This is a genomic window from Clostridium sp. Ade.TY, assembly GCF_000498355.1.
Classification (GTDB): Bacteria; Bacillota; Clostridia; order Clostridiales; family Clostridiaceae; genus Clostridium.
Window position 1 is genome coordinate 15,850 of record NZ_AVSV01000020.1, and the last position, 13,061, is coordinate 28,910.

The 13,061-nt window shown below is 25.1% G+C and carries 8 protein-coding genes; 7 read left to right on the top strand and 1 reads right to left on the bottom strand.

Annotation, left to right across the window (positions count from 1 at the left end; all coding sequences use genetic code 11):
• Positions 1–20 precede the first annotated feature (20 nt).
• The 5 genes from O212_RS0106730 (at position 21) to O212_RS0106750 (ending at position 8,175) form a co-directional block, all read left to right on the top strand.
• On the top strand, positions 21–2,501 hold the full coding sequence (locus tag O212_RS0106730; protein ID WP_024614361.1) for a DUF5979 domain-containing protein: 2,481 nt from the start codon (positions 21–23) through the stop codon (positions 2,499–2,501).
• 154 nt (positions 2,502–2,655) lie between these two features.
• On the top strand, positions 2,656–3,651 hold the full coding sequence (locus O212_RS0106735) for a LacI family DNA-binding transcriptional regulator (RefSeq protein ID WP_024614362.1): 996 nt from the start codon (positions 2,656–2,658) through the stop codon (positions 3,649–3,651).
• A gap of 267 nt (positions 3,652–3,918) precedes the next feature.
• Positions 3,919–5,577 carry an alpha-glucosidase gene (locus tag O212_RS0106740; RefSeq protein ID WP_024614363.1) on the top strand — a complete coding sequence of 553 codons (1,659 nt, stop codon included), beginning with the start codon at positions 3,919–3,921 and terminating at the stop codon, positions 5,575–5,577.
• Positions 5,578–5,713: 136 nt separating this feature from the next.
• Positions 5,714–7,378, top strand: a complete 1,665-nt coding sequence (locus tag O212_RS0106745; RefSeq protein WP_024614364.1) for a PTS transporter subunit IIBC — start codon at positions 5,714–5,716, stop codon at positions 7,376–7,378.
• Between the two features lie 2 nt (positions 7,379–7,380).
• The gene (locus tag O212_RS0106750; RefSeq protein ID WP_024614365.1) at positions 7,381–8,175 is read left to right on the top strand and encodes an endonuclease/exonuclease/phosphatase family protein; all 795 of its coding nucleotides are present in this window, start codon (positions 7,381–7,383) and stop codon (positions 8,173–8,175) included.
• 523 nt (positions 8,176–8,698) lie between these two features.
• On the opposite strand, the gene pyk is transcribed toward O212_RS0106750, so the two are convergent.
• Positions 8,699–10,117, bottom strand: a complete 1,419-nt coding sequence (gene pyk / locus O212_RS0106760) for a pyruvate kinase (RefSeq protein WP_024614366.1) — start codon at positions 10,115–10,117, stop codon at positions 8,699–8,701.
• 210 nt (positions 10,118–10,327) lie between these two features.
• Between pyk and O212_RS0106765 the strand changes: the two genes are divergently transcribed.
• The gene (locus O212_RS0106765) at positions 10,328–11,092 is read left to right on the top strand and encodes an ABC transporter ATP-binding protein (RefSeq protein WP_024614367.1); all 765 of its coding nucleotides are present in this window, start codon (positions 10,328–10,330) and stop codon (positions 11,090–11,092) included.
• Positions 11,082–13,058 (top strand): FtsX-like permease family protein, encoded by a 1,977-nt coding sequence (locus tag O212_RS0106770; protein WP_024614368.1) that lies wholly within the window; start codon positions 11,082–11,084, stop codon positions 13,056–13,058. Before O212_RS0106765 ends, O212_RS0106770 begins: the two co-directional genes overlap by 11 nt.
• Positions 13,059–13,061 lie beyond the last annotated feature (3 nt).

Sequence of the window (13,061 nt, forward strand, 5' to 3'; positions counted from 1 at the left end):
AAGGAGGTAACTTAAAATATATGAAGAAAAATAAAAAAAATAGAATTAATACTAATAGAATTATAGGTTTTAGTATTTCTTTTATTATATTAATAACTTCTATATTTTCAGGGAATATAACAATAAAAGCAAACTCAGCACAAGTAAAAAGTACATCAAATGAAAATGGTGTTATAGAAATCCCATTGAAGTGGTCAAGGAACAATATGAATTTTGTAAATTCAGATTATAAAACTACAAATTCGTATTATACTATAAATAGTAATAGAAATTATATTTCAGTAAATTATTTAAATATGATCAATGAAAATAATTTAATGTCACCTAAAGATAGTTATAATTGGATACATGATAAGTATTATATTGATGATGGGCATAATGGTGATGTAAATGTTACTGGTTTAACTGGAAATATTTTAAGAACACCTATGCTTGTTAATCCAGATGAAAGTAATTTATATACTATAGATTATAGAAATTTGGAGAGTTGGTTTGAACCTGTTGGATCTACTGGAGAAGAACCAGTAAGTTTACCTGTAAAAGGTAATGATATATGGAATGAAAATAATGAGAATTCTGTAGGGTGGCAACAATCCATTAATGAAGATTCTAATTTACAATATAAGACTCAAGATTGGTATATGTTTAGAGGAATTTTTGATTTAAGTAATGAAGGAATAAATAAGAATAATATAGATGATTATGAATTTTATTTAGCTATGCCAGATGGAAAGATGATATTAGGAGCTAATGATCTTATTTCAGTTTTTGTTGATGAACATTCTACAAAAATAAATTATGCAACTCCACCAAGACCTGAAGATAGATATGGAGATAGAAAAATAAATTTTATTACTAGAAATGAAAAAAATAGTAATGAATTTGTTAATAAGACTATTACATATAATAATTTATCAACAGATAGATATGGTGGTGAAACTGATGATAGTGGTAAGCATGGATATAATGGTTTAAGTTTAGGTTCATCAGATGGATGGCATGTTGACTTAAATAATGAAGAAAAAGATAGTAATGGAAATGTTGTCTTGGGAAATGTAACAGATATAATTAAACAAAATGTATACGGTAATAATAAACATATGATTGATATGTTAGCAAGTGAATGGTGTAATACTGGTGGGATGACAAGACTAGCACTTTATGCTGTTAAGAAACCTCAAATAACTGTTAAAAAAATTGCTTATATACATCCACAAGATGAAAGTAAGGTTAATAAATCTGAGTTAGTATTAGATAAGAATGGAAATATACTAAGGGATAGTGATGGAGATATTATTTTAAATACTGAAAATCATATACCAGAAATTCCGGCTGATGTTACTGTATATTTTAAATTTAAACTTACGAATACTGGTCAGATTACAGTAAATAATATAAAATTCAAAGATGCTATATTAAAGATTACTTACGATAATGAAAATTTACATGGGGCAAGGATAGTAGGCAGTTCAGGATATTATTCTAATTTGAATAATTTAAGTCCAGGAAAAAGTATAACTTTAAAAGATGAAAAAAATCTAAAGTATTTAAGTGATTCAAATAGGTATTCAGACTTAAACAAAGAATTTACTAATACTGTTGAAGCTAGTGGAACATATTTTAATAATCAAATAACATCAAAAAGTTCAAGTACAGTAAATATAAAAATAGTAACAGAGTCTCCTAAAGTTGATTTAACTAAAACTATATTAACTATAAATAGAGATGGAAAAGAAATTAATTATAATAAAGATAATCCAATATCTATAGTTGATGGAGATAAGGTTACTTTTAAAATATCATTAAAAAATAATACAAAATTAGGAGATGAAAATTTATCATTAAGTGGATTAAGTTTATCTGATATATTAAATTGTGATGACGGAAAAAAAGTCACATATAATAATGAAAAATGGAAGTTTAGGACAGATAAAAATAATTTAAATACAACGATTGATACTAATAAAATTAATATTGGAGCAGGAAAGACATTAATATTATATACGGATTGGATAGCAAAAAGTAATTCAGGAAATAGAGGAGTTAATTATGCATCTATAAGTTATAATGGGAAAAAACTTGATGAAGATAGAGTTGATTTTAAAACTAAAATAAAAACTGGAATAATAAATGTAACAAAAAATGTGGGAAATTATTCCGAATTAAATGCAAATCAAAAAGTAGATGTAGATAATCAATTATTTACAATAAATTTAATTGATAATAATGATGGTACAATTCAAAGTGTATCCATTAAAAATGGACAATCAGCTCAATTTGAAGGTGTTAAATATGGAGATAGTTATACAATAAAAGAAAGTATACCAATGAATTATAAATTAGATTCAATTGTAAATAATAAAACTAATAATGATACATTTACAATGACAAGTGATATAGATAATTCAAAAGTAACAATTACTAATTCATATTCAAATACTGGATTCTTTGATTGGGTTGAAAATAAAGTAAATCAATTAAAGACATCAAATAATATATAGTAGCCTATAAAGCATTATTTATATATTGAGGTATTTACTTAAATTTATTTAAGTAAATACCTCATTTTTTATTACAAAAATTTCTAATGAATATAGAATATTTTAAAAAGTTATGATATATTAAACACATAATTTATAAGAAGGAGTTGATTATTTGAAAGTTACAATTAAAGATGTAGCAAGAGAAGCAAATGTAGCCCCTTCCACAGTATCAAGAGTTATATCAAATAGTCCTAAAATAAGTGAAGAAACTAAAGAAAAAGTAAATAAGGCCATTAATAAATTAAATTATAAGCCTAATGCTATAGCAAGAAGTTTAGTTAGCAATAAAACAAAAATATTAGGTGTAGTATTACCTAATGAAGCTGATGATTTATTTAAAAACCCATTTTTTGTTGAGGCTATGAGAGGAATGAGTATTTCAGCAGAAGAATATGGTTATCATATAATGTATGCATTTAGCAAAAATTCAGAAGATGAACTTAAAAGTGTAAAAGAATTTTCAAGTAATAATTTATTAGATGGAATGTGTCTTTTAACAGTTAGAGAAAATGATAAATGTATAGAATACTTAAAGAGTATAAACTTTCCTTTTGTAGTAATAGGAAGACCTGATAATGAAGATGATGTATTATGGGTAGATAATGATAATTTTAAAGCTATGTATGACTTAGTAGAAAATCTTATAAATGATGGATATTACAATATAGCTTTTATTGGTGGTAAAAAGAATTGGAAGGTTTCTAAAAATAGATTAAATGGATTTAAAAAAGCTTTAGAAGATAACAATATAAAATATACTTTAGATAGCATTGTTGAAGGAAAAGATTTTACAGAAGAGTGTGGATATAATGCAATGAAAGAAATATTAGAAAATGATAAGCCTAGTGTAGTAGTTACAACAGAAGACCTTTTGGCATTTGGAGCAAATAATTTTTTAAGGGATAATAATATAGATGGAATTAAACTTATAGGCTTTAATAATACACCAATGGCAAAATATCAAAATCCTCCAATATCATCAATTGATATAAATGCAAGAGAACTTGGATATCAAGCAACTAAGTTACTTATAGAAAGTTTAAACTATAATAAAGAAAAAAAGAAAAGTCATTATATTGTTGAAACAGAGTTTATCGAAAGGATATAAATAATATCCTTTGCAATTTAAGGCAAACGTTTGCATGGATTTTTTAGGATTTAATAGAAATTAAGAGTATTTTAAAGAAAAATATATGAAATTAACTTTAAATGAGCTTTGATAAATATAAAAAATTTTGATAATATATAAAAAGAAAAGTATAGAAAATATTTACAAAAATGTTTTGTTAAATATAAAAAAACAGTTTAAGAAAAATTTTTTTGAATTTTGGACAAACGTTTGCATAAATGAGAATAAAGGAAAGGATTTAATAAAATGAAAAATTGGTGGAAAGAGTTAGTTGGATATCAAATTTACCCGAGAAGTTTTAAAGATTCAAATGGTGATGGAATAGGTGATATAAAAGGAATAATTTCAAAACTTGATTATTTAAAAGATTTAGGAATTGACTTAATATGGATATGTCCAATATATAAATCACCAAATGATGATAATGGATATGATATAAGTGATTATAAAAATATTTTAGATGAGTTTGGAACTATGGAAGATTTTGATTTGTTACTTAAAGAAGTACACAATAGAGGAATGAAATTAATTATAGATTTAGTTGTAAATCATACTAGTGATGAACATCAATGGTTTATAGAATCAAAGTCATCAAGAGATAATCCAAAAAGCGATTGGTATATATGGAGAGATGGTAAGGATAATAAAGAACCAAATAATTGGGAAAGTATTTTTAAAGGATCAGCTTGGGAATATTCAAAAGAGAGAGAACAATATTACCTTCATTTATTTAGCAAGAAACAACCAGATTTAAATTGGGAAAATGAAGATGTAAGAAAAGAAATATATAAAATGATTAATTGGTGGCTTGATAAAGGAATAGATGGTTTTAGAGTTGATGCCATAAGTCATATAAAAAAAGAAGATGGATTAAGTGATATGGATAACCCAGAGGGACTTAAATACGTTTCATCATTTAATAAGCATATGAATGTTGATGGAATACATAATTACTTAAAAGAGTTGAATGAAGAAACTTTTAAAAAGTATGACATAATGACTGTAGGGGAAGCAAATGGGGTAGCTGCAGAAGAAGCAAAAGATTGGGTTTCAGAAGAAAATGGAAAGTTTAATATGGTATTTCAATTTGAACATCTTCATCTTTGGGGATATGAAGATGAAAATAATTTTGATGTAAAAGCATATAAAAATGTTTTAACAAGGTGGCAAAATGAGTTGGATGAAAATGGATGGAATGCATTGTTTGTAGAAAATCATGATATACCAAGGGTTGTATCAACTTGGGGAAATGATAAAGAATATAGAGAAGAATCAGCAAAGGCATTTGGAGCAACATATTTTCTTCAAAAGGGAACTCCTTTTATATATCAAGGGCAAGAACTTGGTATGACAAATGTAAAATTTGAATGTATAGATGAGTATAAAGATATAAGTACTATAAATTCTTATAACGAGAGGATAGAAAGTGGTGTATCAGAAGAAGAGGCGTTGAAGGAAGTATGGGCAGTATCAAGAGATAATTCAAGAACTCCTATGCAGTGGGATAATAGTAAAAATGCAGGATTTACAGATGGTATACCTTGGATAAAAGTTAATGAAAACTATAAGGAGATAAATGTAGAGAAAGAAGAGAGAGATGAGAATTCAGTATTGAATTTTTATAAAAAACTTATAAAGCTTAAGAAGTCTAATAAAACATTAATATATGGTAAATATAATTTAATATTAGAAGATGATGAAAATATATTTGCATATGCAAGAGTTTTAGATGATGAAAAGTTTTTAATTATAGGAAATTTAACTAACAAAGAGTCAGAATATAATTATGATGGGGAAACTTTAGAATACTCAAATTTACTTCTTAATAATTATGTTGTTGATTATCATGATTCACTTAATAAGTTTACTTTAAAGCCTTATGAGTGTAGGGTTTATAAGGTTTAAAATAAATTTTATTTAATATGAAATTTTAAATTTATTAAAAATATATTATTTATTTTCCTCTAAAGTTTTTGTTTGGAGCATCATAAATAATATATTTCTAGATAAGTTTTTAAAAACATTTTGGAGGTATAAAAGGATGAAAAAATTAAAGCTTGGATCTTTTGATTTTTGGCAAAAGTTTGGGAAGGCGTTATTAGTAGTAGTTGCAGTAATGCCAGCAGCTGGACTTATGATATCAATAGGGAAAGTTATAGGAATATATGTTGATATTGATTTCTTTAAAACAGTTGCAAAAGTTATGGAGGATATAGGTTGGGCAATAATTGGTAATTTAAATCTTTTATTTGCAGTAGCTATTGGTGGTTCTTGGGCAAAGGAACGTGCTGGGGGAGCATTTGCTGGAGCGATAGCCTTTATTCTTACAAATAGAATAACAGGTGTAATTTTTGGCGTAACTAATGAAATGCTTGCAAAAACATCAACTGATGTTGTACATTCACTTACAGGACAACAACTTCTTGCAAAAGATTACTTTGTATCAGTACTTGGAGCACCAGCTTTAAATATGGGTGTATTTATTGGTATTATTTCAGGTTTCTTAGGAGCAGCTTTATATAACAAATATTATAATTATAATAAGTTACCTAATGCTTTAGCATTCTTTAATGGTAAACGTTTTGTTCCTTTCATGGTTATAATAGGTTCAACAATAACAGCAATTATACTTTCATTTATATGGCCTTTTGTTCAATATGGATTAAATTCATTTGGTCAGTGGATAGCAACATCAAGGGATACAGCACCGGTAATAGCGCCATTTTTATATGGTACATTAGAACGTTTATTATTACCATTTGGATTACATCATATGCTTACTGTTCCTATAAATTATACAGAACTTGGAGGAGTATATCATATACTTACAGGACCAACAGTAGGACAAGTTGTTGCGGGACAAGATCCTTTATGGCTTGCATGGATAACGGATTTAAATAATTTAAAACAAGCAGGAGATATGGCTGCATATAATAATTTATTAACATCAATTACTCCAGCACGTTTTAAAGCAGGACAAGTAATATTATCAAGTGCATCACTTATAGGTGTAGCTCTTGCAATGTATAAAAATGTTGATAAAGAAAAGAAATCAAAATATAAATCAGTATATTTTTCAGCAGCAATTGCAGTATTTTTAACTGGAGTTACAGAGCCTTTAGAATTTATGTTTATGTTTATATCACCAATACTTTACGTAGTTTATGCAGTAATAACAGGAATAGGATTTGCACTTGCAGATATTATTAACTTAAGGGTTCATGCATTTGGTGCAATAGAACTTATAACTCGTTCACCTCTTATGGTTAATGCAGGATTAACAGGAGATTTAATAAACTTTGTAATAGTTGCAGTAATATTCTTCTTTGTAAACTTCTTTGTATTTAATTTCTTAATTAAGAAATTTAAAATTGCAACTCCAGGACGTATGGGAAATTATATTGATGATGAAGGAAATAAATCAGAAGATAATTCAAAAAGCAAAAAAAGTGGATCAGATATAAATAATGAAATTGCAATAAAAGCTATTGAATTATTAGGCGGAAAAGATAATATAGTAGATGTAGATGCTTGTATGACACGTCTTCGTGTTACTGTAAAAGATACAAGTAAAGTTTCAGATGAAACAGAATGGAAAAATAATAAAGCATTAGGGCTTATTGTTAAAGATAAAGGTGTACAGGCTATATATGGACCAAAAGCAGACTTAATAAAATCTGATGTACAAGATATTTTAGGAGTTTAAATATGAAATTACTAACTTTAAATTGTCATTCATGGCAAGAAGAAAAACAATTAGAAAAAATAAAATATTTAGCAAAAGTAATAGTAGAAAAAGAATTTGATGTTATAGCTCTTCAAGAAGTTAGTCAAAATATAAATTCAAAAATAGAGTATGATAATATAAGAGAAGATAATTTTGGACTTTTGTTAATTAATGAAATAAAAAAAATAAGAGAAGATAATTATAATCTAGTTTGGGATTTTTCGCATATTGGTTATGATGTATATGAAGAAGGGCTATGTATAATATCAAATCATAAAATAGTAAATAAGGAAAGCTTTTATATTTCTAAAAATGAAGAAATAACTTGTTGGAAGTCAAGAAAAATAGTAAAAGCAACTATTGATTATAATGGAAAAGCTATTGATGTTTATTCATGTCATCTAGGTTGGTTTAATGATAAAGAAGAAAGTTTTGAATACCAAGTAGATAGATTATGTTCGAAGGTTTTAAGAGGAAATAACTTATCATTTATAATGGGGGATTTTAATAATAATGCATTAATTAGAAATGAAGGTTATGACTTATTAAAGCAAAATGGTTTAATTGATACTTATGATTTATCAATAGAAAAAGATAGTGGTATTACAGTAAGAGGAAGCATTGCAGGTTGGGAAGATAATAAAGAGGATGTTAGGGTAGATATAATTTTTACTAATAAAAATGTTAAAGTTTTATATAGCAATGTTATATTTAATGGAAAAAATAAAAGTGTAATATCAGATCATTTTGGTGTAGAAATTAAAGTTGAAATTTAAAATTTTATAATAAATTTATGGGACTGTTAATAGCAGTCCTATTTTTTATATATAAACGTAAGTTATACAACTTTAATAATGTGTAAAAGAAATAATAATGTACTTTAAAATAGAGGATATATTAGGTATTTAAATATTTTCCTAATATACTTTAGATTAAATAGATATTAAGAAGAAAAATAAAGAAATAAAAAACAATATGGACATTAGTATATTTTACCTATTTTATAATAGGTGTTAATATAAAGACAAGATTTGGACAGATAATACCTTGAAAGGAATGAGATAAATGAGTCAAAAAAGATATGATGAGGTAGTTATAAAAAATGAAAAGTCAAAAACTAATGAAGTTAGAAAAGAACAAGAAAAAATGGCTAACAAAATAAAAGAAAAAGAACAACATAAATAGGTTTTATAATAAAGAAAAAAAAGAAGAACATATTGTTTGATTAAGTATAACTTAATTAAGCAATATGTTCTTTTATTTTATAATATTAAAGTTACATTAAAAAAATATTTATTTTTATATTGTCATTATTTTTAAAGTATCATTTTTAAAAGATGAATTTCTATCAGAAGCAAGGACTATTACTGTATCTAATCTATTTGCAATTTTATTTTTTAATACAAAATTACGAGCATCTTCTAAAAATTTATTATCATTTATAAAATCATCATATATAAAAGGTGTTACACCATATTCTAATATTAAATTTTTAGCAACTTGTTTATTATTAGTTACTGCAATTATATTAGCATTTGGTCTATATCTTGAGATTTCTTTAACTACTTTACCATTTGTTGTACTTATTAATATAGCTTTAGTTGGAAAATTATTTGCCATATTAACTATAGAGTTTGACATTATTTCATCATAACCTAATGTCTTATTATTGTAGTTTTCTGATAATATAGTTTTTATTTCTAATTTGCTTTCTCCGTCTTTTAATAGCTTACATAATGTATCTAATACTTTAACTGGATGTTTACCAATAGAAGTTGATTTTGTAAGCATAATAGCATTTGCATTATCAGATATTATTGTAAATATATCACTTATTTCAGAACGATTTGGTTTATTGAATTCAGTCATTGAACTTAATATTTGATTAGCAACTATAGAAATTTTATTGTTTTTAATACATTTATTTATTATATCTTTTTGTGCATAAGGTATCTCTTCATATTTAATGCTTATTCCCATTTCGCTTCTACAAATAATAACACCATCACAAAAGTTTAATATATCATCTATATTATTAACGCAATCAATATTTTCAATATTACATAATAATTGAGGTAGTGAGTTTTTAGTGTATTCTAAAATTTTATCAAAATATAAAGACATATCACTTTTATTTCTTACAGAAGATACAGAAATAAAGTTAGATTTTACATCGCAAGCAAATTTTATATCTTCATCCATTATAGTAGTAATTAAAGGAGTATGTTCTTTTATCTTTGAACAATTTAATTGTTTGTTAGAAGAAATAAAGCCAGGAACTATAACTTTACATTTAATTTCACGACCATTTATTTCTATAACTTCAAATTGAATAAGACCATTATCGATAAATAATTTATCGGAAGGAGATAAAATTTTATGTAAATAAGAATTTGATATAGAACATCTAGTACTATCTCCTACAATTTCACTTCCGCATAAGAAAGAAAAATATTGATCTTTCTTTAAATTAAATCCATTTTTTATAAATGAGTTAGTTCTAATTTTATTATCGCGTATGTTTATAAGAACTGCTGTTAATGTATTTAATTCTTCATCAGCTTCTCTTAAGTTATTAATAGCTAATTTTGCTTCGTCATATGAATAATGCAATAAATTGATTCTTGCTACATTCATACCATGATTTATTAATATTTTTAAATTTTCTTTATCCATATTAGATTTATTTAAAGTAACTATTATTTTTGTCTTTTGCATTATATCACCCCAAATAATAAATTTATAAATTGTTATAATAAGATTATACATATTTAAACATAAAAAAAGAAATTAAATCAATTTAATTATTTAAATGTTTACAAAGATTATCTTACGAAAATGTAAGGTAAATGAAACCTAAATAAATATGAGATAATGAATGAAGAGAGTAAGATATAAACATAAGATAAGTTCAAGGAGGACATAGAGATGAAAAATATATTAGAAGTTAAAAATATAGAGAAATATTATGGAAATAAAGATAATGTTACAAAGGCTATTGATGGAATAAGCTTTGATGTTCAAGAAGGAGAGTTCGTTGGAATAATGGGGGCATCAGGAAGTGGTAAAACAACACTTTTAAATTGTATTTCAACAATAGATACAGTAACAACAGGACAAATACTTTTAGATGGGGAAGATGAAACAAAATTAAAAGGTAAAAAATTAGAAGAATTTAGAAGAGATAAATTAGGTTTTATATTTCAAGATTATAATCTTTTAGATACATTAACAATATATGAAAATATAGCTTTAGCATTAACAATACAAGGTAGAAAACCAAAAGAAATAGATAAGTTAGTAAAAGATATAGCAAAAAAATTAGGTATAGATACACTTTTATCAAAATATCCATATCAAGTATCAGGTGGTCAAAAACAAAGAGTTGCATCAGCTAGAGCAATAGTTACTAATCCTACGTTAATATTGGCAGATGAACCAACAGGAGCACTTGATTCAAAATCAGCAAGACAGTTATTAGAAAGTTTTGAAAAGATAAATAAAGAATTAAGAGCAACAATACTTATGGTAACTCATGATCCTTTTACAGCAAGTTATGCAGATAGGATTTTATTTATAAAAGACGGAAAACTATTTAATGAAGTAACAAAAGGAAATGATTCTAGAAAAGAATTCTTCGATAAAATAATTGAAGTTGTTACTCTTCTAGGGGGGGAAACTAATGTATTCTAAGTTAGCGATAAATAATGTAAAGAAAAGTTTTAAAGATTATACTATATACTTTCTAACATTAACATTTGCAGTATGTATATTTTATAGTTTTAACTCAATTGATGCTCAAAAAAATATGATGGGTATAAATAAAGAATATTTAGAAATGATTACGAATGTAATGTCATATATATCAGTATTTGTATCATTAATACTTGGTGGACTTATTATATATGCAAATAATTTTCTTATAAAGAGAAGAAAAAAAGAGCTAGGCCTTTATATGTCACTTGGCATGGGAAAAGGAAAGATGTCAAAACTTTTAGTTATAGAAGAATTAATAATAGGTATAGGTTCATTAATAGTTGGATTATTTTCAGGAATCTTATTATCACAGATTTTAGCAATTATAACTGCAAAATTATTTGAAGCTAATATAATAAAATACCAATTTATAATATCAATTGATTCAATAATAAAAACAATAATATATTTTGGTGTTATATTTGTTGTAGTTATGGTATTCAATACATTTAATATATCAAAATATAAACTTATTGATTTACTTAATGCACATAAAAAAGGTGAAAAGAATAAAATTAAAAATCCTATAATTGCAGGTGTTCTTTTTATAATTTCAATAATAATTATAGGTATTGCGTATAAATTAATAATTAAAGTTGGATTAGACTTTACAAGACCTGAATTTAAGATATCAATATTATTAGGTGTTATAGGAACTGTATTATTTTTTTATGGATTAACAAGTTTCTTAATTGTTATAATACAAAAAAATAAAAATATATACTTAAAGAAATTAAATATATTTACTTTAAGACAAATGAATAGCAAAATAAATACAAACTTTATATCAATGGCTGTAATTTGTTTAATGTTATTTTTAACTATTAGTATATTATCAACTGGTGTAAGTTTTAAAAAGCAAAATATGGATAATATTGCTAAGTATGATGCTTCAATTACTGCGTATTTAGATAAAAATGCAAATGTTTCTGTTAAAGATATATTGTCTAAAACTAATTTTAAGTTTGTAGATGGAGATAAATATGCTTATGTAAATCTTTATAATACAAAAACAAGTATTAAGGATGTATTAGGTAAATATGCTGATAATAAAGTTAATGAAGCTATAAATGAAAATAATATGGGAGATGTAAATGCAATTCCATTATCACAATTTAATGAACTAAGAAAACTAAATGGAGAAAAGCCTTTAACATTAGATGAAAATAAATTTTTAGTTCAATGTAACATGGATCAAATAAAGCCAACAGTAGAAGAGTTTATAAAAAATTCAGGAAAGATAAAAATAAGTGGAAAAGAATATTCAGTACAAGATGATAAGTTAATAGATAATACTTTATCCACTGAATCAGCAACACAAATTATATTTAATGTTATAGTACCTGATAATGCTGTAAAGGGACTAAGAATAGATCAGTCATTCTTAGATATACAATATGGAAATGAGAAAGATAAATCACAACAATATTACAGTGAATTCTTTAAAAATAATAATAATTTTAAAGATGCTTATTTAAGATTAACTACTAAAATTGAAACATTAGGAAATATGCAGGCATCAACAGCTTTAATATTATATATTGCATTATACTTAGGAATTATCTTCTTAATATCAAGTGCAGCAGTACTTGCACTTCAACAATTATCAGAAGCAAGTGATAGTACTGACAGATATAATTCATTAAGAAGAATTGGAGCACCAGAAAGTATGATAAATAAAACAATATTTATACAAACATTATCATATTTTATGCTTCCATTAGTACTTGCTATAGTTCACTCAGTAGTTGCTATAAAAGTTGTTAACTCATTCATATCATTATATGGAAAATCAAGTATACTATCTTCCTCATTATTAACTATGGGATTTATAATAATAGTATATAGCGGATACTTTATTGCAACATATTTTGGCTATAAAAATATAGTTAAAAAGATTTAATTA

Coding starts and splice junctions, on each gene's coding strand:
- O212_RS0106750 (WP_024614365.1), top strand. CDS start 7,381: ATGAAATTACTAACTTTAAATTGTCATTCATGGCAAGAAGAAAAACAA.
- O212_RS0106770 (WP_024614368.1), top strand. CDS start 11,082: ATGTATTCTAAGTTAGCGATAAATAATGTAAAGAAAAGTTTTAAAGAT.
- pyk (WP_024614366.1), bottom strand. CDS start 10,117: ATGCAAAAGACAAAAATAATAGTTACTTTAAATAAATCTAATATGGAT.
- O212_RS0106730 (WP_024614361.1), top strand. CDS start 21: ATGAAGAAAAATAAAAAAAATAGAATTAATACTAATAGAATTATAGGT.
- O212_RS0106765 (WP_024614367.1), top strand. CDS start 10,328: ATGAAAAATATATTAGAAGTTAAAAATATAGAGAAATATTATGGAAAT.
- O212_RS0106745 (WP_024614364.1), top strand. CDS start 5,714: ATGAAAAAATTAAAGCTTGGATCTTTTGATTTTTGGCAAAAGTTTGGG.
- O212_RS0106740 (WP_024614363.1), top strand. CDS start 3,919: ATGAAAAATTGGTGGAAAGAGTTAGTTGGATATCAAATTTACCCGAGA.